General features: G+C 75.1%; 18 protein-coding genes. 14 read left to right on the forward strand and 4 right to left on the reverse strand.

The window, feature by feature from the left end; translation table 11 throughout:
* Positions 1 to 73 precede the first annotated feature (73 nt).
* A complete protein-coding gene (locus tag QWJ13_RS15780; RefSeq protein ID WP_316525006.1) occupies positions 74 to 526 on the reverse strand; it encodes a MaoC family dehydratase in 453 nt (150 codons plus the stop codon).
* Between the two features lie 75 nt (positions 527 to 601).
* Positions 602 to 1,066: a pyridoxamine 5'-phosphate oxidase family protein gene (locus QWJ13_RS15785; RefSeq protein WP_316525008.1), complete on the reverse strand. Its 465-nt coding sequence runs from the start codon at positions 1,064 to 1,066 to the stop codon at positions 602 to 604.
* 137 nt (positions 1,067 to 1,203) lie between these two features.
* On the opposite strand from QWJ13_RS15785, the gene QWJ13_RS15790 reads away from it, so the two are divergent.
* The 13 genes from QWJ13_RS15790 (at position 1,204) to QWJ13_RS15850 (ending at position 15,363) form a co-directional block, all read left to right on the forward strand.
* Positions 1,204 to 2,070, forward strand: a complete 867-nt coding sequence (locus tag QWJ13_RS15790; protein ID WP_316525009.1) for a hypothetical protein — start codon at positions 1,204 to 1,206, stop codon at positions 2,068 to 2,070.
* Between the two features lie 138 nt (positions 2,071 to 2,208).
* A complete protein-coding gene (locus tag QWJ13_RS15795) occupies positions 2,209 to 2,832 on the forward strand; it encodes a hypothetical protein (protein ID WP_316525011.1) in 624 nt (207 codons plus the stop codon).
* Between the two features lie 41 nt (positions 2,833 to 2,873).
* Positions 2,874 to 3,758, forward strand: a complete 885-nt coding sequence (locus tag QWJ13_RS15800) for a hypothetical protein (RefSeq protein WP_316525014.1) — start codon at positions 2,874 to 2,876, stop codon at positions 3,756 to 3,758.
* A 98-nt stretch (positions 3,759 to 3,856) separates the two neighbouring features.
* Positions 3,857 to 4,732 carry an SAF domain-containing protein gene (locus tag QWJ13_RS15805; protein ID WP_316525016.1) on the forward strand — a complete coding sequence of 292 codons (876 nt, stop codon included), beginning with the start codon at positions 3,857 to 3,859 and terminating at the stop codon, positions 4,730 to 4,732.
* The gene (locus QWJ13_RS15810) at positions 4,732 to 6,135 is read left to right on the forward strand and encodes a CpaE-like family protein (protein ID WP_316525018.1); all 1,404 of its coding nucleotides are present in this window, start codon (positions 4,732 to 4,734) and stop codon (positions 6,133 to 6,135) included. The genes QWJ13_RS15805 and QWJ13_RS15810 overlap by 1 nt, the downstream gene beginning before the upstream one ends.
* A complete protein-coding gene (locus QWJ13_RS15815; RefSeq protein ID WP_316525019.1) occupies positions 6,125 to 7,774 on the forward strand; it encodes a TadA family conjugal transfer-associated ATPase in 1,650 nt (549 codons plus the stop codon). The genes QWJ13_RS15810 and QWJ13_RS15815 overlap by 11 nt, the downstream gene beginning before the upstream one ends.
* Positions 7,771 to 8,739, forward strand: coding sequence for a type II secretion system F family protein (locus QWJ13_RS15820; protein ID WP_316525023.1), 969 nt, complete (start codon positions 7,771 to 7,773; stop codon positions 8,737 to 8,739). Before QWJ13_RS15815 ends, QWJ13_RS15820 begins: the two co-directional genes overlap by 4 nt.
* Entirely contained in the window at positions 8,736 to 9,614 is an 879-nt protein-coding gene (locus QWJ13_RS15825; RefSeq protein WP_316525025.1) for a hypothetical protein, read from the forward strand. The genes QWJ13_RS15820 and QWJ13_RS15825 overlap by 4 nt, the downstream gene beginning before the upstream one ends.
* 84 nt (positions 9,615 to 9,698) lie before the next feature.
* On the forward strand, positions 9,699 to 10,007 hold the full coding sequence (locus QWJ13_RS15830) for a hypothetical protein (RefSeq protein WP_316525027.1): 309 nt from the start codon (positions 9,699 to 9,701) through the stop codon (positions 10,005 to 10,007).
* A gap of 38 nt (positions 10,008 to 10,045) precedes the next feature.
* Positions 10,046 to 10,420 carry a TadE/TadG family type IV pilus assembly protein gene (locus QWJ13_RS15835; protein WP_316525029.1) on the forward strand — a complete coding sequence of 125 codons (375 nt, stop codon included), beginning with the start codon at positions 10,046 to 10,048 and terminating at the stop codon, positions 10,418 to 10,420.
* Positions 10,417 to 10,890, forward strand: coding sequence for a TadE/TadG family type IV pilus assembly protein (locus QWJ13_RS15840; RefSeq protein WP_316525031.1), 474 nt, complete (start codon positions 10,417 to 10,419; stop codon positions 10,888 to 10,890). Before QWJ13_RS15835 ends, QWJ13_RS15840 begins: the two co-directional genes overlap by 4 nt.
* A gap of 160 nt (positions 10,891 to 11,050) precedes the next feature.
* A complete protein-coding gene (locus QWJ13_RS15845; RefSeq protein ID WP_316525033.1) occupies positions 11,051 to 11,500 on the forward strand; it encodes a hypothetical protein in 450 nt (149 codons plus the stop codon).
* On the forward strand, positions 11,500 to 15,363 hold the full coding sequence (locus QWJ13_RS15850) for a LysM peptidoglycan-binding domain-containing protein (RefSeq protein WP_316525035.1): 3,864 nt from the start codon (positions 11,500 to 11,502) through the stop codon (positions 15,361 to 15,363). Before QWJ13_RS15845 ends, QWJ13_RS15850 begins: the two co-directional genes overlap by 1 nt.
* An 84-nt stretch (positions 15,364 to 15,447) precedes the next feature.
* On the opposite strand, the gene QWJ13_RS15855 is transcribed toward QWJ13_RS15850, so the two are convergent.
* Positions 15,448 to 15,969: an HAD domain-containing protein gene (locus QWJ13_RS15855; protein WP_316525037.1), complete on the reverse strand. Its 522-nt coding sequence runs from the start codon at positions 15,967 to 15,969 to the stop codon at positions 15,448 to 15,450.
* 471 nt (positions 15,970 to 16,440) lie between these two features.
* Between QWJ13_RS15855 and QWJ13_RS15860 the strand changes: the two genes are divergently transcribed.
* Complete coding sequence (locus tag QWJ13_RS15860) at positions 16,441 to 18,381, forward strand: hypothetical protein (protein WP_316525038.1); 1,941 nt, start codon at positions 16,441 to 16,443, stop codon at positions 18,379 to 18,381.
* 199 nt (positions 18,382 to 18,580) lie between these two features.
* Here QWJ13_RS15860 and QWJ13_RS15865 read toward each other — a convergent pair whose 3' ends face one another.
* Positions 18,581 to 19,951, reverse strand: a complete 1,371-nt coding sequence (locus QWJ13_RS15865) for a S53 family peptidase (protein WP_316525040.1) — start codon at positions 19,949 to 19,951, stop codon at positions 18,581 to 18,583.
* Between the last annotated feature and the right edge of the window lie 33 nt (positions 19,952 to 19,984).

Here is a 19,984-nt window from a genome sequence, read left to right on the forward strand (position 1 = left end):
CACCGGATCCGGGCGGCTTCCCGCCCGGCCGAGCGCCCGGGTACGCCTGGCCGAGCGCCCGGCTCGCGCCCGGTCAGGCGTAGAAGCGGGTGATCGTCTCCGCGACGCAGTGCGGCTTGGCGCTGCGCTCGCTGGTGACGGTGAACCGCACCACCGCCTGGACCCCGCCCGGCACCTCGGTGGCCGAGAGCAGTTCGGCGGTGGCCCGGATCGCCGTGCCCACCGGCACCGGCGCCGGGAAGCGGACCTTGTCGGAGCCGTAGTTCAGCGCCATCCGTACGCCCTCGACGGCGTAGCACTCCTTGGCGAGCACCGGGATCATCGACTGGGTCAGGTAGCCGTGCGCGATGGTGGAGCCGAACTGGCTGTCCTTGGCCCGCTCCGGGTCCACATGGATCCACTGGTGGTCGCCGGTGGCCTCGGCGAACAGGTCGATCTGCCGCTGCTCGACGGTGTGCCACTGGCTGGTGCCCAGCTCGGTGCCGACGGCGGCGGTCAGCTCGGCGAGGGACGCGAAGGTCGTCACGGTGCGCTCCTGGTGGGGGACGGGCCCGGGGAGGGATCAGGACGCCGGAAGCGTATGCCTACCCACCGGTATCTGTCAGGAGCCGAGCGGAAAACCGGTGTTCACGGACCCGGAGCTGACCGGTCGGCCCGGCCCGGTCGGGAACAGCCGACGGCCGCTGACCAGCTCCGGCACCAACGCGACGAACAGCGGCTCCGGATCGCCCACCCAGGGCCGCAGACCGGAGCGCAGCACCCGCCGGAGCTGGTCGGGCTCGCTCACGACGTCGGCCCGCCCGTGCACCAGCACGCTCCACCCGGTACGGGTGACCGGGTCCAGCAGATCGGCCTGGAAGGCCACCACCGTGCCGTCAAGCCCGCGCGCGGTGGCACTTCCCCGGCGCACGGCGAGCACCAGCCGCCCGTCCAGGACCTCGAAGGAGACCGGCAGGACGGCCGGCAGCGCATGCTCGGTGTACACCACGCGCCCGACGGGCACGGTGCTGAGCAGTCGCAGGCACTCGGCCTCGCTGAGGGTCTCCACCCGGTCCTCACGCTCCATGCGTCCGATCGTCCTCGGCCGGCGCGCACATCGATAGGGCCCATGGTCCCTGAGCGGACGGGCCGGGAGCCCCGTCGGCGGCCGCCCGGGGCGGTAGCCTGCCCGGCGGGTGGAGGAACCGTGGAGGAGGGGGACGGATGGCGGGCGGGGTCGATCTGGTCGTGATCGGGGCGGACGCGGGGCCCGACCGGGCCTTCGGCGGGGCGGCGCTGGCACCGGACGGTGCCCGGCTGCTCGCCGACGTGCTGCCCGGGATGTGCTTCGACACCGGTGCGGCCGGCTGCCGGGTCACCGTGGTGCCGCCGGACGCGGACGCCAACGCGATGCTCACCGCCGTCCGGGACGCCGCCCAGCACCCCGGCCGCTGGCTGCTGGTCTGCCTGGTCGGCCAGCTGGCGGCCGATCCGCGCGGGCGCAGGCTCGCCCTGGTCACCGCCGGCAGCACCGCCGACAACGCCTACCGCCGGGGCCTGGCCTGGGACTGGGTGGTCAGCGCGATGGTGCACGGGGACCAGGAGGAGGCGCTGCTGCTGGTCGACGCGGTGGCCGACCGGGACACCTGGGCGGCGCTGGAGCGCGGCGAGGACGGCGCGGGCGAGCTGCTGAGCTACTCAAGGGTCCCCCTGTGGGGCCGGATCGGCCGCTACACCCCGGGCAGCCGCTACGCCCCGGGCAGACGCGGCCGGGACGCCGTACGGCCGGGCGGGGAGGGCTCGTTCAGCACGGCCCTGACCACTGTTCTGCGCCAGGGCGTCCCGGGTGCCCCCGCGGCCGTCGCCCCGCACGATCTCCAGCCCGCCGTGGCCGCGCTGACGGACGGTGCGGAAGCGGCCGGTAGTTCGGGTGCGCCTGGCGCGCGCCTGCTCGTTCCGCCGCACGCCGGGCGGCTCTTGATGCGCAATCGAGCCGCGGTTCGGGGCGCATTGGCCGGATTGTCGCTTTCCGAAGAACTGTTGGCCGTTCTGTGGCGGGAAAGCGCCCCGACGGAACCGCCTTCCGCGTAAGGTCAGGGGGCCTGAGGTGTTGCCGTGATGGGGTGGGTTGGCGAAGAATCGATCCCCAGCGGAAACACCGGCGGGACGGCGTAATTCTTCTGGCGGCCGTGGATCAGCGGATCGGTTCGGTCGCGACGAGGTGGGGCCATGCGGCAGCGCGGAAATGTGTTGCGCCCTGGGGCGGTTGGGGTCAGTGGGGCGGTTCTGGTGTTGCTGCTCGGTGCTTGTGCGAGCGGTGGTGCCGGTGGTTCCGTCGATCGCATCGGCTCGGCCGCGCCCACCGTTGCGGGAGTGGACCCGGTAACTCCTTCGGGTGGTTCGGCAAACGGCTCGATCGCGCCGACCGAGGGCCCGGAGGGGGCGATGGGGCGGCTGGCCCTGAAGACCTATCAGGACTGGTGGCAGGCGCAGGCCGAGGCGTTCGGCCGTACGGATTCGGACGGATTCTCGCTGGAGGCCTACTCCTCCGGCCGGGCGCTGTCGGACAACCTCGTGAGCCTGCGCCAACTCCACGACGCCAAACTGGTGATGACCGGATCTCCGCGCAATTCCGCGGTGGTCAAGGCGATTGATCTGAAAGCCGATCCGCGGACCGCCGTGATCGAGGACTGCGTCGACGTATCGGGCTGGCACCGCGTCGATGCCGCCACCGGGGCCGCGAAAGATCCGGGCCGGCGACTGAACCGTTACCTGGCGACGGCGTCCCTGCGCTGGTTCCAGGCGCGTTGGCTGATCTACGACTTCAAGCGGGAGGTGGACCGCACATGCTGAACAGACGTCATCTGGTCCGGCGAATCGCGTTTCTCGCACCGTTGTCCGCCGGATTGCTGTTCTCCTCGGCGCTGACGGCGGCGGCGGACGATCCGGGAGGGGGCGCCACCCAGTGCGCTCCCGACAAGATCTGCTCGGACGTCCACACCGGCGGCAGCACACCCGCCCCCGGGTCCACCGGTTCGGGCGGGGGCGGTTCCTCCGACGGTCCGCTGGTGTGCAGCTACCACGGGGTGGAATGGGCCTGCCACGACCCGGAACTCGGCTGGTTCAACAGCGACCAGGGCTGCTACTACAAGGTGCTGGACCCCCAACTCCCGGAGGGCGCGCCGGAGTGGGCCGACCACAAGCCCTCGGAGGGCGCGCTCTACTCGAAGGTCTGTCCGCAGACCGGCGGCGGCGCGGACGGCGCCCAGATCGTCTTCGAGTCCAACGCGCCGGCCGGCCCGCCGGTGCTGGACCTGCGCGCCATCGGCATCAGCCTCGCCCACGAGATGACGTTCCCCAAGCCCGCCGCGGGCGTCGCGCCCAAGGGCACGGCCGTGGTGAAGTCGCCGGTCTGGCTCTGGCTGGACGGGGTCAAGGCGCCCGAGCCCAAGACGCTCTCGGTGCCCGGCGCCTCGGTCACCGTCACGCCCGTGCTGAAGAACGTGACCTGGACCTTCGACCAGGGCATGGAGGTGACCTGCGACACCGCCGGGACGCCGTACGACCCGAAGTACGGCGGCGCCAAGTCCCCTGACTGCGGGTACGAGTTCGCCGTCGGCTCGGGCACCAAGCCGAACGGCGTCTTCGACGGGACGGTGACGGCGCACTGGCAGGGGCACGTGGTCGTGACCGGGCCGAACGCCAAGGTCTTCGACGTCGACCTCCCGCAGTCCTCGGCCTTCGAGCTCAAGGTCGCCGAGATGCAGGTGCTCAACTGACCTTGCCGGAGCGGCGATCCGCGCACTGACCAGCCAGGCGAACCACACGAGCACACGAGCACACGAGCCAGAGACGAACGAGGGAAGGGCGGAACCCGGTGGAGAACCGTACGTTCGCGACGCCGGGAACCGGCACCTCCGCGGGCGCCGCGGCGTCCGTGGCGCTCCCGGAGCAGCAGGAGCAGGGCGGTCAGGGCAAGGGCGGCGGGCGGGCCGCGCCGCACGCGCCCGGGCGGACCATGCGGGCGCGGCGGCGGCGCCCGGCGGTGCTGGCGATGGCGGTCGCGCTGATCGCGGCCGGCGGGCTGGGCGGGGCCGTCCTCTACAACAGCACCGGCCAGCGGGTCGCCGTGCTGGCGCTGGCCCGGGACGTGCCGTGGGGCCAGGTGATCACCGAGGAGGACCTGGTGGTCGCCCGGATCGCGGGGGACCCGGCGTTGCACCCGGTGTCGGCCCAGGACCGGGCGAAGGCGGTCGGCATGCGGGCCGCCACCGACCTCAAGCGCGGCGCCATGCTCACCGGCTCCGACCTGGCGCAGGGCCTGTCGGTGCAGCCCGGACAGATCGTGGTCGGGGTGTCGGCCAAGCGCAGCCAGCTGCCCGCCAGCCGGCTCCAGCCGGGCGTGCAGCTGGTCATCGTCTCCACGCCCGACAACGGCCGGGCCGACTCGCTGGCGGCCACGGTGATCACCGTCGGCCGGGTGGACACCGACGGCAGCCAGGTGATCGACGTGGCGGTCGGCACCGCCGACGGGCCCCGGCTCGCGCAGTGGGTGGCGAGCGGGCGGATCCAGGTGCTGCTGGCACCGCGCGGCGCGGCGGCGGGCGGCCCCGGCGCCGCCGCACCGAGCCCGGCGCCGAGCGGCGCGCCCACGGAAGCCGCCCCCACGCCGGGCAAGGCCGGCACGCCGGGCGCCACGACCCCCGGCGCCTCGACCGGGTCGGGAGCCCCGGCCCCGACGGGTGGCGCCTGATGGCGGTGATCGCGGTGGTCGGTGGCCCGGGCGCACCGGGGGCCACCACCACCGCGCTGGCGCTGCTGCTGGCCTGGCCGCTGGCGCCCGGCCGGCGGATGCTGCTGGTCGAGGCCGACCCGGACGGCGGCGCGGTGCTGGCCGGCGCCCTGGAGGGCCGGGTCGAGGCGGTGTACGGGCTGCGCAATCTGGCCGTCGCCGACCGGCGCGGGCTGCTCGCCCAGACCATCTGGGAGCAGCTGATCGACCTCTCGCCCGAGGGCAACGCCGAACGGCTGCTGCTGCCCGGACTGACCGACCCCACCCAGGCGCCCGGCCTCGCCTACACCTGGGAGCCGCTCGCCGACCTGCTGCACGGCGTGGAGCAGCAGGGCTACGACGTGATCGTGGACCTCGGCCGCTCCGGCGCCACCGGCCACAGCGCGGTGCTCGCCCGCCGGGCGGACGTGGTGGCGGCGACGGTGCGCACCACGCTGCGTGGGCTGAGCTCGGCCCGGCCCCGGCTGGCCGCGTTGGCCGAGGACCTGGCCGCGGCCGGCACCGGGGCGGACGCGCTCGGGCTGCTGCTGGTCTCCGAAGGGCCGTACTCGCGGGCGGAGGTGTCCCGTGAGCTCGGGCTGCCCGTCCTCGGGGTGCTGCCGCACGCCGTCCGGACGGCGAAGGTGCTCTCCGACGGCGGGGACACCACCGACCGGCGGTTCATCCGCTCGGAGCTGATGCGTACGGCGCGGTCGGCGGCGGACGAGGTGCAGCTGCTGGTCCGCCGTCGGCGCGAACGGCTCGCCCCGGGGGCGGCGCCCGCGCAGCTGACGGCGGGCGGCCCGGCGGCTCCGGTCGCGGGGGCGGGTCCGACGCCCGCGATGCAGGCCCCGCCCGCCCCGCCGATACCGGCCCAGCCCGTGCCGTCGGCGCCGCAGCCGCCGACGCCCATGCCCGGTCCGATGCCTCCGTCCGCGCCGGGGTCCGTGCCGTCGCCCGCGCCGGGCCCGTACGGGCAGCCGGGGTACGGGCAGGGCGGCTACGGTCAGACCTCGTACGGTCAAGTCCCGTACGGCCAAACCTCGTACGGGCCGGGCGGGTACGGCTCGACGGCGTACGGACAGCCGGCGCACGGCCGTTCGGCCCAGGGCCAGTCCGGCTACCCGGCGGCCGAGAGCGAGCAGCCCTCGTACGCCCCGCCGCAGCCCGTCCCGCCGGTGATCACCACCGGCCCGGTGGCGCCGCTGGCCGGGCTGGCGCCGCAGCCGGCCGCACCGGCGCCGTTCCCGGCGCACGTCCAGTCCGCGCCGCACGGCGATCCGGACGACCAGTATCCGCTCCAGCAACCGATCGTGACGAATCGTCAGGACAGTGTGAACGGGCAGTATCCGCACAACCCCGGGGAGGTGCTCCGTGCGCGGTAGCCCCCTGCATCAGCGCCCCGCTTCCGATCCGGCCGGCCTGCCCTGGGCCGCGCCGACGCCCGCGCCCGGCCCGGCGCCGGTGCCCGGTCCGGTCGCCCCGCCGTACGGGTACCAGAGCGGCCCGGTCGCACCCCAGCCCGTCGCGCCCCCGCCCGCCGCGTCCCGGCACGGCGCGGCGCAGCCCGGCCCGACCGGTCCCACCGCCGTGCCCCCCCAGCTGCCCTCGCTGGACCTGCGCGGCGCCGCCACCCGGCCGGCCGTCGACCCGCAGGTCGCCCGCGAGCTCAAGCGCCAGGTAGCGGCCGAACTGCACCAGCAGATCAGCCGCTTGACCGCCACCTCCGGAGCCGAGCCGGACCGCGCCACCCGCCGCCAGCGCGGCCGGGCGCTGATCGAGGAGGCCGTCGCCCGCTGGTCCGACGCCTACGCGCAGACCCACGGCATCCCGCCGACCAGGGAGCAGGACCGCGCCCTCGCCGAGGCCGTCTTCGACCTGCTGTTCCGGGCCGGCCGGCTCCAGCCCTACCTGGACGACCCGGAGATCGAGAACATCCTGATCAACGGCTGCGACGACGTCTGGGTCTCCAAGGTGCACCAACCCCTGCGCCAGGTACCGCCGGTGGCCGACAGTGACGCCGAACTCATCGAGCTGCTCCAGGACTTGGCCCGCCAGCACGGCGGTGGCGAGCGCAGTCTGTCCACCGCCAGTCCGACCCTGGCACTGCGCCTGGAGGGCGGCATGCGCCTCCAGGCGCTCACCGAGGTCACGCCCCGCCCGTACGTGGCGATCCGGCGCCACCGGGTGGCCTCCGCGACGCTGCCCGAGATGGTCGAACTCGGCACCCTGGACGCCACCCTGGCCGCCTTCCTGGCCGCCGCGATCCGGGCCCGGAAGAACGTGATGATCACCGGCACCCAGGGCGTCGGCAAGACCAGCCTGCTGCGCGCGATGGCCGCCGAGATTCCGCCGGACGAGCGGATCGGCACCCTGGAGTCGGAGTTCGAGCTCTGGCTGCACACCCTCGGCCACCTGCGCCAGGTCGTCCCGATGGAGTCCCGCGAGGGCAACGGCGAACGCGTCGAGGGGCGCCTGGCCGGGGAGTTGACCATCGGCGACCTCATCCCGGCCGCGCTGCGCATGACGCTCTCCCGGATCATCGTCGGGGAGGTCCGCTCCGGCGAGGTCGTCCCGATGCTGCGGGTGATGACCAACGGCGAGGGCGGCTCGATGTGCACCCTGCACGCCCGCGGCCCGCACATGGTCGTCGACCGCATCGCCGAACTCTGCCTGGAGTACGGCTCGCACATGACCGACTCGCTCGCCTACCGGCTCACCGCCAACGCCCTGGACCTCATCGTGCACGTCACCATGGTCGACGAGACCGCCGTCGGCGGCCGCCGGCACCGCTTCGTCTCCCACGTCCTGGAAGTCACCGGCCTCGGGGAGAGCGGCCGGCCCGCGCTGAACACCGTCTTCGGCCCCCGGCCGGACCTCGGCGAGCCGCGGGCCGTCCCGCACACCCCGCCGCAGTGCCTGGACGACCTGCGCCGGGCCGGCTTCGACGCCTCGCTGCTCGGCTCCCGGTACGGGAGTTGGGCCGCCCCGCTCCAGCTGCGGATCGGCGGTGGCGCGCGATGATGCTGCTCTTCGCCCTGTGCGGGCTGGCGGTCGCGGGCGGCCTGGTCGCCCTGGTGCTCTGGGCCCGCGGCGGCGAGCCCGAGGAGGAGGACGGCGCCGAGCAGGCCGCCAACCCGCTGGCCGGCCGCGCCCACGTGTTCTGGTACGGCGCCCCCGGGACGGCCGGGCACCGGATGGTGCGGCTGCGCCGGCTCCAACTGCTGCTCGCGCTCGCCGGCGCGCCGCTGGCCTGGCTGTTCACCGGCATCCCGCTGACCGCGCTGCTGGTGCCGCTGGCCGTCTTCGGCCTGCCCTGGCTGTTCGACACCACCCGCCCGGACACCCACCGGATCGAGCGGCTGGAGGCGCTGTCCGAGTGGACCCAGCGGATCGCCGACGTGCTGCTGCTCGGCGTCGGCCTTAACCAGGCCATCGTCACCAGCCGCCGCACCGCCCCGGCCGCCCTGGAGGACGAGATCGGCGAACTGGCCGCCCGCCTGCAGGCCCGCTGGCGGCCCGAGGAGGCGCTGCGCGCCTTCGCCGACAGCATCGCCGACGCCACCGCCGACAAGGTGCTCGCCGCGCTGGTGCTGCGGGCCGGCGACAGCGGCCCCGGCCTGGCCCGCACGCTCTCCGACATGGCCGACTCGGTGCGCGAGGAGGTCCGCCAGCGCCGCGCCATCGAGGCCGACCGGGCCAAGCACCGGACCACCATCCGCTGGCTGGTCGGCATCATCGTGCTGGTCGTCACGGTCGGCTCCTTCAACACCGAGTACACCCGGCCGTACGGGACCGTCCTCGGCCAGCTGGTCCTCGCCGTGGTCGCCGCCCTGTTCGTGGCGATCATCGCTTGGATGCGGGCGCTGGCCTCCCACCCGCCGGTGCCCAGGCTGCTGACGCCGGACCGGCGCAGCAGGAGCGGGCGGCGGTCCGCCACGGCGGTTTCCGCGACGGAGCCCGCCGAGCAGCTCGGGGAGGTCCGGTGATCTCCCCCTGGTCCGTGCTGGCCGGCGCCGCCGCGGCCGGTGGCATCGCCCTGCTGGTCTCCGAACTTCGCCCGGCTCCACCGGACCTGAGCCAGGCGCTGGACCGGCTGCACGCCACCCCCGCCGACCGCGAGCAGCACCCGGACGAACGGCCGCGCTGGTACGACCGGATCGGCGAACGGTCCGTCCAGCTGCGCGGGGTCTCCGTCCCGCGCCGCGAACTCGCCCTGATCGGCCGCACCCCGGCCCGGTTCATGGTGCACAAGCTGCTGTTCGCCGCGCTCGGCCTGCTGCTGCCCGCCTACCTGGGCGCGATGGCCCTGCTGATGGACGTCGGCCTGCCGTTCGCGCTGCCGCTGGTCGCCGGGCCGCTGCTGGCCGGCCTGCTCTGGTTCGTCCCGGACGCCATCGTGCGCGGCGAGGCGAAGGAGGCGCGCACCGAGTACCTGCACGGCATCGCCGCCTACCTGGAACTCGTCGCGATGGAACGGGCCGCCGACTGCGGCCCCGCCGAGGCGCTGCGCCGGGCCGCCTCGGTCGGCCAGGGCGCGGTGTTCCGGCGGATCCGCGACGCGCTGGAGCGCGCGACCACCGACCGCCTTCCGCCCTGGTCCGGACTCGACGCTCTGGCCGAGGAGTTGGGGCTCAGTCCGCTCCAGGACGTGGCCGACATCATGCGGCTGTCCGGCACCGACGGTGCCGCCGTGTACGACACCCTGCGGGCCCGCGCCAAGGGCCTGCGCGGGGAGCTGCTCGCCGAGGACCTCGCCCGGGCGAACGCCGACAGTGAGCGGATGGTCGCGCCCGGGGCGGCCCTGACCCTGCTGATGACCGTCCTGATCGTCTTCCCCGCGCTGCACCAGATGCTCAACTGACCTCCGTCCGGCGCCAGTCCAGTCCGTCCAGAGCAGTCGGCGCCACCCACCACACCAGACCGTCAGATCCTCCGGAGAACCCCGATGACCGTACGACTCGTCCAACTGGCAGACCGGGTGCTGCGACCCGTCCTGCTACCGGTCCAGTTCGCGCTGCTGCTGTTCACCTTCCGGCTCGGCCGGCTGCGGGCCGCCCGCGCGCGCGGCGACCGCGGCGCGATCAGCATCGAACTCGCCCTCGCCATCATCGCCTTGGTCTTCGTCGCGGGCGCCGTGGCGACCGCGCTCTACCTGCTGAAGGACAAGGTCGTCAAGAAGGTCGAGCAGGACCCGAACATGCCCGGCGGCGGTGGCGCGGGCGGCGCCGGCAGTGCGGGCGGCGCCACCCCGTGACGCGTCCCGCTCTCCGCCGCAGGAGCGACCGGGGATCGATGAGCGTGAGCCTCGCCATCGTCTTCCCGGTCGTCCTGCTGCTCCTGCTGCTCGTCGTCCAGGCCGCGCTGTGGTGGTACGACCGGCAGGTCGCGCTCACCGCCGCCCGCGAGGGCGTGGACGCCGGACGGGTGCAGGGCAGCGCGACGGACGGCGAGAAGAACGAGGCCGCCCAGCGGCAGGCCCGCGACTTCCTCGACCGGCAAGGCGTGCACGGGTACACGGTGCGCACCGACGGGAGCACGGCGGTGACCATCCGGGTCACCGTGCGGCTGGCCCCACCGCTGCTGCTGCCCGGACTCAAGGGGCCGGAGATCAGCCAGTTCGCCGAGGCGCCGCGCGAGCGCTTCGTCCCGCCGGTGGTGAAGCCGTGACCCGCGCGCCGCGGGGGCGCCGGCGACCGTCGTTCCGGTCGCGGCTGCGCAGGCGGGACCGGGGCGGGATCGCGATCGAAGCGGCGATCGTCGTACCGGGGGTGGTCGGACTGGTCCTGCTGGCCGTCGCCGCCGGGCGGGTGCAGACCACGGCCGGCACCGTGGAAGCCGCCGCCCGGGCCGGGGCCCGGACCGCCTCCCTGCAGCGCAGCGTGGACGGGATGGACCAGCCGGCCAGGGAGTCCGCCCTCGCGACGCTGCGCCAGCAGGGCGTGTCCTGCCGCAACGGGGACATCCGGGTCGCCAGGGGGGAACTGAACCTGCCGGGCGGACCGGTCGCCACCGTCACGGTCACCGTGGCCTGCGACGTGGAACTGGCCGACCTGCTCGGCGGACCGTCCGGGGTACCCGTGACGAAGCACCTCGTCGGCGAGTTCACCTCGGTGGTGGACCGTTACCGGGGCACCTGACGGCGTGCGGTGCCGCCGCCGGGAAGACGGGGGATTGGAGGAGGCCCGAGTGGGGGAGACGCAAGCGGAGAGCGCTCGGGGGATGACACAGCGGTACCGAGTGGCGCCCGGTTGGGGCCGGTGGGGAGAGCGGCGTGCGGAGTGGGGGGAGGGGATGAGGATGGTGAGCCGTCCGCGGCGACGGCTGTCGGCGCGCCGGTCCGACCGGGGCGCGGTGGCGCTCTTCGTGGCGATCTGCGCGGCTTACGTCGTGCTCGTCATCGCCCTGGTGATCGACGCCGGAGGCCGGCTGCGGGTCGCCGAGCGGACGGACGCCTACGCCCTGGAGGCCGCGCGGGTCGGCGGCCAGCAGCTCGACCAGGCCGCAGTCCTGCAGGGCCAGGGCTTCAAAGTGCAGGAGAGGTACGTCCGGGACGCCGCCGACGCCTACCTCGGCCTGTACGGCCTGCGGGCGGGCGGCATCGAGTTCTCCGGTGACGGAAAGGTCGTCACCGTCACCGTGCAGGCCGACTACCACCCGGTCCTGCTGGGTGCCCTCGGGGAACGGAAGGTAACGGGCAAGGGCAGTGCGACCCTCGTCCACGGAGTCGAGAAAGCGGAGACCGACTGATGGCCGCGCCACCTGCCAAGGACCAGGCCCGAACCGCCCAGGCCCGTACCGGCCGGGCCGGGAACTCCCATCGAGCGGGCGGCGCGCGGGGGCCCGCCGCCCCGGCGCCCCGACCACCGCGCGGGCGCGGCCGGGCCGTGATCACCGCGCTCGCCGCGCTGGTCACCCTGCTCGCCCTGCTGCTCGGCGTCCCCGCGCTGCTGCTGTACGGCACCGACGCGGTCGCCGGGATGGGCGACGTCGCCTCGGGCGGGGTGGGCGAGGCGCTCACCGGTCCGGACGACGGACGGCTGTTCCTGTGGGCGCTGGTGGTGGTCGGCTGGCTCGCCTGGGCCTGCTTCGCGCTCTCCGTCCTGCTGGAGATCCCCGCTCAGCTGCGCGGCCGGATCGCCCGCCGCATCCCGGCCTTCGGCTGGAGCCAGCGGCTCGCCGCCGGGCTGGTCGGCTCGGTGCTGGCGCTGCTGCCGGTGGCCGGCTCGGCCTTCGCGGCAGTCCCCGAACTGAACCACAGTCCGGCCGTCCAAGCGCAGTTGACGCCGGGTGTGCAGCGCGCCGCCCTGCCCGCCGCGCAGTCCGCGCCGGCCGTGACCCCGGCCGCCGAGCAGCAGAGCACGTACACCGTGCGGGACGCCCGGCCCGCCGACAGCCTGTGGTCCATCGCCGAGCGCCAACTGGGCTCGGGGGAGCGGTGGGTGGAGATCGCCAAGCTCAACGACAGCCGGGTGATGGGAGATTCGGGCGTCCGCTTCGACGCCGACCGGCCGATCCAGCCCGGCTGGGAGCTGCTGATGCCGGCCGACGCCAAGCCGGACGAGGCGAAGGCCCCCGTGCCGGCCCCCGCGCCCGCCCCGGACCAGGCTCCCGCACCTGCCCCCGCGCCCGCGCAGGGCGTGCCGCAGTCCGGGACGGAGACCGGCTCCGGCGGGCAGCGGACCGTCACCGTCCAGGCCGGGGAGAGCCTGTCCGCCATCGCCCAGCGGGAGTTGGGGGACGGTGAGCAGTGGCCGAAGCTGTTCGAAGCGAACAAGGGGGTGCAGGCACCGGACGGGGAGCAGCTGACGAACCCGGACGTGGTGGTGCCCGGGATGGTGCTCACGGTGCCGGGGGCCGCGGCCGCCTCTCCGGCTCCGGCTCCGGCCGACCAGGCTCCGGCCCAGACTCCCGCTCCCGCTCCGGCCGATCAGGCTCCGGCGGCGGGCGCCCCCGCTCCGGGCGCGCCGCAGTCGGCTCCGGCCCCGGCGCCCACGCACGCGCCGACCAAGGCGCCCGCCCCCGCCGCGCACGCCGACCCGGCCTCCGACGGCGACTACACCGTCGCCCTCACGGCCTCCACCGTCGGCGTCCTGCTCGCCGCCATCATGATCGGCACCGTCGCCCACAAGCGCGGCACCCAGCAGCGCGCCCGCCGCCCCCGGCACCGCATCGCGATGCCCGGCGCCGAGGCCGCCGCCTTCGAGAACGAGCTGATGGCCCGGCAGGACAACGCCGGACTGGACCTGCTGGACCGCGCCCTGCGCACCCTGGCCCGCAACACCGTGCGCGGCGGCAAGCGGCTGCCCGCCATCGTCGCCGCCCGGATCACCCAGGGCCAGACCGTCGAGCTGCACCTGTCCGGCCCGGCCACGCCGATCGCGCCGTTCCGCGCCGCGCACGCCGCCAACGTGTGGTGGTGCAGCGCCGACTCCGGCGACCTGCTCAGCCCCGGCCAGGCCCGGAAGACCCCCGCGCCGTACCCCGCCCTGGTCACCCTCGGCACCTCGCCGGACGGCTCGGTGGTCCTCGCCGACCTGGAGGCCGTCCGGCTGCTCCACCTGTCCGGCCACCCGGACGACGCCCGCGACGTGCTGCGCACCCTCGCCATCGAGCTGGCCCACAGCCCGCTCGCCGACCGGCTCCACCTGCACCTGGTGGACCTCGCCGAGGAGGTGCCGATCAGCGGCCCGGCCGCCGAACGTGTGCACCGCCACCCGACCCTGGAGGCCGCGCTCGCCGCCCTCGGCCCGCGCACCGCCAAGGCCCGCGCCACCCTGGTCGCCGCCGAGGCCACCAGCCCGCGCGAAGCCCGCAGCCGGGGCCAGGCCGACGAGTCCTGGACGCCCGAGATCGTGCTCTGCGCCCACCAGCCCGGCGGGGAGATCCCGGCCGAGCTCGGGCGCCTGCTCGACGCCCGTCCGCGCACCTGCGTCGCGGTGGTCACCCGCGCCCCCGAGCGCGGCACTGGCCCGGTCGCCCGCTGGACCCTGCCGACCTCCGGTCAGGCGGCGATCCCCGGTCTGCACCTCACCGTCGAGCTGCAACGGCTCAGCGGGCAGCAGTACGACCAGGTCGCCGAGCTGCTCCGGGCGGCCGACGACACCACCCAGCACCCGGCCCCGGCCTGGACCCTGGACGGGCCGGAGGACGACCCCGACACGACCGAACTGCCCGTCGCCGTACCGGTGCTGGCCGCCGTCGGGGCCTCGGGTATCGGGGCTTCGGGCATCGGGGCTTCGCGCATCGGGCCGGAGCCGGACGGGGAAGCGGCCGGGGTCGCCGGGCCGCGGCTGGTGGCGCGGGTCATCGGCACCGGGGCCAGCCCGTTCGCGGGCACCGATCCGGTGACTCCGGCCCCGACCCTCGCCTCGGGCTCGGGCTCGGGTGTGGACGCCGTGCCCGGTCCGGCTTCGGTGCCGGCGCAGGTGCCGGCCGGTCCGGCGCGGTTCGCCGTCAACGGGCAGGGCCGGCAGGCGGCCACCGACGAGACCACCCGCGACCTGCGGCGGCCGGGCCCGTCGGAGGGCGAGGAGGGCGCCTCCTCGGAGTCCACGGCCACCGTCGTCCTCGCCGTGCAGCCGGTCGTACCGAAGCCGGCCGTGGAGCCGGAGGAGGAGTCCGCGCAGGCCGAGGCCGTCACGGCCGAGACGGCGGACGTGCCGGAGGCCGCCGAGACCGCGGAGCACGCCGAGACCGGGGGCGCCGCCGGTACGGCCGAACCCGAACCCGAACCCGAACCCGGGCCCGCGGCGGTCGCCCAGGTCGCCCCTGCGGCCCGGACCACCACCGGCCGCAGCGACAGCGACGACCTGCTCGCCATCCTCCGCTCCCCGGAGGCGCACGCCCCGCGCAACGCCCCCCGGATCCGGCTGCTCGGCCCGGTGGACGTCGCCGGAACCCTCGGCGTCGCCGCACCCGGCGCGCCGCCCAGGCTCACCGAACTGGCCGTCTACCTGGCGCTGCGCCCCGGTTCCGACCGCCACGCCCTGGACCACGACCTGCACCCCGGTGCGGCACACCTCGACCCGCACCCCACCGCGGCCGACGCCCAGAGCCCGCTGCCGGCCAAACTCGCCGACCTGGCCGCCTGGTTCGGCAGCTCGCCCGAGGGCCGCGCCTTCCTGCCCACCGAGGGCGCCGAGGGCTACTCCTTCGCCCCTGCCGTCACCTGCGACTGGGACGAGTTCCGCAGCCTCTACCGGCGCGGCATGCGCAGCACCAGTGCCACCGCCGACGCCGCCCTCGCCCACGCCCTGGCCCTGGTCCGCGGCGCCCCGTTCGCCGAGGCCCCGCCGGCCTCGTACGGCTGGGCCGAGGCCGAGCGGCAGGACATGATCGCGGCGATCGTCGACACCGCCCACGAACTGGCCGCCCGCCGGCTCCAGTACGGCGACCACCGCAGCGCCGAGGCCGCCGTCTTCCGGGGCCTCGCCGTCGCACCGGACGTCGAACTGCTGCACCGGGACCTGTTCTACGCGTACGCCTCGGCCGGCGCCCGGGACCAACTCCTGCGCGCCGTCAACCGGTTGGACGCGCTCAGCCGCCGTACCGGGCGGGATCTGGACGCCGACACCGTCGCCCTGCTGCGGGACCTGCTCGCGGGTTCCTGACCAGCCTCGCCGACTGCCCGGCCACTCCCACGGGGGTGGTCGGGCAGTCCTGTCGACGGGCCGACGGCGCGGGCGTGCGGCCGGTCAGACGCTCCGCAGCCAGGCGTCCAGGGCGCTGAAGTCCGCCTCGGTGAGCCCGCGTCGGGGGTCCACCCGGTGGAGGAGGGCGCGGGCGGGGTAGTGGGCGTCGACCCAGCGGCGGTCTGCCCCGGTGATCTCGTCGTCCACCCAGGCGAACGGCCGCCCGCCCGCCCAGGCGGCCAGCCCACGGGTCTTCCAGTGCAGGCCGGGCGGCTCGTCGATGTCGCCCGTCTCCTCCAGCGACCAGTCCACGAAGGGCAGTCGGGGCAGGCCGAGCCAGGGCGCGAGGCACTCATTGGCGTCCTCCAGCCATGTCGTGGCCCAGACCGGCTCGCCCGGCAGACTCAGCAGCCGAGGCCCCAACTCCGGGTCCACACGGGCGATCAGCGGACTCCAGCCCTGGGCCGCGCCGGACGGGACGTACGGGCTGCGGAAGGTCGGGTAGCCGCCCGCGGGCGGGTCGCCGAAGGGGATCAGCGGACCGTCGACGTCGAGGAACACAAAGGGGCGTCCGGCATCGATCATGACGGCACCTTAGCCAGGGCGGCGTGGGCGCTGTGGCGCGCCGATCGGCGACCCGGCCTGGAACGGGCGAGCCGGGATCTCGTAGGGTGGCGCGCACGGAGTGTGGTGGCAGGCACCACGCAGGCAAGGGCATCAGACGCCGCGGGAGCGGCGGGGCGGGGCGGTGACCAGGAGATGGCGGAGACGACAGCGGTTTCCGGAGGTCCCGACCCGGCAGCGGACTCGGGTCCCTGGGACGTCGTACCGCCGCCGCGCCTGCCGGCCGAGGAACATCCGCCCGGTCCGGCCGCGCTGTACGAGCCGCCGCCGGCGCCTGCGGCGGTTCCCGCTCCGATCGCCGCCCCGACTTCCGCGCCGGTTGTCGGGACGGGCGCGCAGGGGGGTGCGCAGCCGGTCGGGCAGGCGCCCGTGCCGCCGCCCGCGCCCCCGGCCGCGCCGCCTGTCGCGCCCACCGGGTGGACCCTTACCGGAATGCCCGCCGTCGGGGCCGCGGCCCCGACGAGCCCGCCGCCGTTCCCGGCCCAGGGCGCGGCGCAAGGTGCCGCCGTCGGCGCGGGCGGGCTCGGGGCCGCGCCGCGCGGACGGATCCTGGTGATCGAGGGCGGGTACGGCAACTCCGGCCGCCGCACCTGGGGCCGCGGCGGCCCGACCCAGGCGCCGGTGCTCTCGGCGATGCTCGCCGCCGTCTCGCCGCAGGTGCTGCTCGCCGCGGACGCGGTGGACGCCGTCCACCTCCCCGGCGCCGGGGACCCGCACACCGTCCTCGCCCACCTGCGCGCCGCCTCCCGGCACCCCGGGCCGCTGCTGATCCACCTCGGCGGCCACGTCGTCGCCGACAAGCGCGGCGGGCAGCTCCAGCTGACCCTGCGCGACGCCAAGCAGGACGGCCTGCCCTGGCAGGCCATCGCCGCCGAGCTGAGCCACCGTCCGGCCGAATGGCAGACCCTCGTCATCGCCGACCTGAGCGCCGACCAGAACGTCTGGCCGTACCTCCAGGGCACCGTCTCGCCGCTCAGCGAGGGCATCCCGCTGTGGGCGGTGGTCAGCCCGGACCCGGAGCAGATCGGCACCTTCACCCGCGCCTTGATCGAGGCGCTGCACGGCGGCCGACCCGGCGCCGGCGAGGTGCTCGCGCCCGAGCAACTGCGGCAGCAGGTGTACTCGGTGCTGCGGCCGGACGTGGTCATCCTGGCCACGCACTCCCCGGACCGCCCGTTCTTCCGCAACACCGCCCGGCGCGGGGAGGGTGCGGTGGCCGAGGTGCCGCCGCCGCTGCCGTCGCGTCCGACGGAGCCGCGGGACGCCGGCGCCGACCGGCCGGTGCCCGCACCGCCGGTGGTGCCCGCGCCGTCGGCCGTGTCGGGCGCGTCCGCTGCGGATCCGGTCACCGTCGGCGGCCCGGTCAGCCTGGTCAAGCCGGGCGTACCGCCCACCCCGCCGCGACCGGCCCGTCCGGTCAGCCTGCTGAAGGCGGGCGAGGCCGCTGCGGCACCGGGTGTCACGCTGCGCAAGCCCGCCCCCGTCGACGCGGTGCCCGTGGAGACCGCGCCCCCGGTGGGCGTCACGCTGCGCAAGCCCCGACCGGAGCCGGAGGGCGTCACCCCGGAGCCCGAACTCCCGCTGGAGCGGGCCGTGGTGGCCTCCGAAGCGGTAGTGGTGGCGGTGGAGGAGACGGAGGCCGTGGAGGCGCCACCCGTGGACGCCGTCCCGGCGGAGCCTGTACCGACGAAGCCCGTTCCGACGGACGAGGCGCCCGCTGAGGAGGTTCCCGCCGCGGGGAATCCCGACAGGGATGCGCCGGTGGACGAATCGCCCGCGGCCGAATCGACGTTGGCCGAGGCGCCCGTGGCCGACGCGCCCGCCGAGGTCGCGCCGGCCGACGCTACGGCTGTCGGCGAGACGGCTGCTGACGAGGTGCCGTCCGAGGCCGCGCCCCGGAACGAAGGGCCGGCCGACGAGCCGCCCGTGGCCGATCGGCCCCGCGCGGACTACCGCGAGGTCATCGGACGGATCGTCCGCAGCGCCGATGCCGGGGACCACGCCGCCGCCACCGACCTGGCCTTCGCTCTCGAACTGGAGGCGATCGCCGAGCACGGGGCCGTGTCCGAGCCGGTGCTCCAGGTGCGGCAGGTTCGGGCGCACGTGTGCCGGCTCGCGGGTCGGCCGGCCGAGGCCGCGGACATCTACCGCGAGGTGGCGCTGACGCTGCTCCGCTCCCAGGGCGCGGACCACCCGGAGACCCAGCGGGCGGCCACCAACGCCGAGGCCTGTTGGCGCGCGATCGCCGACCGCGCGGAGGCCATCCGGATCGCCCCGGAGATCATCGAACTGCGCGCCTACCTCCCGGGCCCCGACAACCGCAAGCTCCGCGCCGCGGAACGCTACCTGGCCCAACTGGCCGCCACCGGCTGACGGGAGGCCGCTGACGGGGGACCGCCGACAGAGAGCGGCGACAGGGAGCGGCGGGCGGCTGGGAACAGCAGGCCGGTGACAGTGGGCCGGTGACAGCAGACAGAGAACAACGAACAGAAAACAGCGAACAGATGACAGATTTCGAAATCTGTCATCTGTTCGCTGTTACTTGTCACCCGCTACCGGGCAGCCCCTCGGCTCAGCGAGCGGCGATCGCGTGCACGAACTTGGCGCCGTCGATGGTGCCCAGGCCGCTGGCGAGGTCGTAGCCCGGGGTGGCGTTGTAGCCGGTGACGCCCTCCCAGCCGTTGTCGCCCTCCTTCACGTCCACGATGCCGCTCCACTGGCTCGGCAGCAGGTTCATGCCGTACAGGCGCCAGTTGAGCTGGCCGAGGCGGTGGCCGGCGAGCTGGTCGGCGAGCGCGACGACGCCCGAGAACAGCGGCGTGGCCTCGCTGGTGCCGCCGGTGAGGTGCCAGCCGACCGAGGTCGGGTCGTAGGACTCATAGGTCCAGGCGGCGCCGTCCACGGCCGCGCTCATGCTGATGTCCGGGGTACCGCGGTGGTTGCCGGTGACATTGGCGACGCCGGCCTGGTACCACGGGCGCTCGAAGATGCCCGAGACGCCACCGCCGCCGGCGCCGGACTTGTCGCGCCACACCTTGTCGGGCGCGGTGCGCTTGCCGGAGTCGTCCAGGGTGAGCTGGGTGCCGCCGATGGAGGTGACCAGCGGGTCCGAGGACGGCCAGGAGTTGACCTTGTACGGGTACAGGTCGGTGCCGTTCTCCATGGCGTCGGTGGCGCCGTTGTCGCCCGAGGCGGCGAGCACGGTCACGTTGTGGTCGGCGGCGGCCTGGAAGGCGTACCGCAGGTCGGTGAGGGACTTGAAGTCGCCCTTGTCGTAACCGGGGAAGGTGTTCTCGGTGGCGCCGAAGCTCTGCGAGATGACGTCGGCGCGGCCGGCCTTGATGAGGGCCTTCTCGGCGTCCATCATCTCGGGCAGGCCGGTGGTGCCCTCGGTCTCGGAGACGCCGGTCTCGACCAGGATGATGTGCGCGTCAGGGGCGACGGCGTGGGCGTACTCGACGTCCAGGGTGGTCTCGCCGGCCCAGCCGGTGTGGTCGGGGTTGGTCGGGTCGAACGCGGGGACGTCGCCCCACTTGACCACCTCGACGTTGGTGTCCTTGATGCCCCACTGCTTGTCGAAGACCTCCAGGTCGTGCTGGATGGTCGGGGAGCCGAAGGAGTCGACGATGACGATCGTGCGGCCCTTGCCGGTGATGCCCTCCTGGTACAGCGGGTCCAGGTTGTAGGCGGTCCGGTACTGGAGCGGCGAGTAGCAGTGGATGCCGATCTGGCTGACGCACTGAGTGGTGCTCAGCGGAGCGGGGCGGCCCTTGGCGCTCTGGTGTCCGAAGGAGGCGGGGCGGACGTGGACGCCCGAGAGGTCGTGCGTGGGGGCGGCGATCGCGGTGCCGGCGGCCGGTACGGCGATGGTGCCGGCCGTGAGGGCGGTGGCCCCCACGGCGAGCAGAGCCAGGGCGCGGCGGAGGGTGGCGGGGCTGCCCATGGGACTCCTTGGGACGCAGGGCCCGACCAGGTC

The organism is Kitasatospora brasiliensis (assembly GCF_032654805.1).
Taxonomy (GTDB): domain Bacteria; phylum Actinomycetota; class Actinomycetes; order Streptomycetales; family Streptomycetaceae; genus Kitasatospora; species Kitasatospora brasiliensis.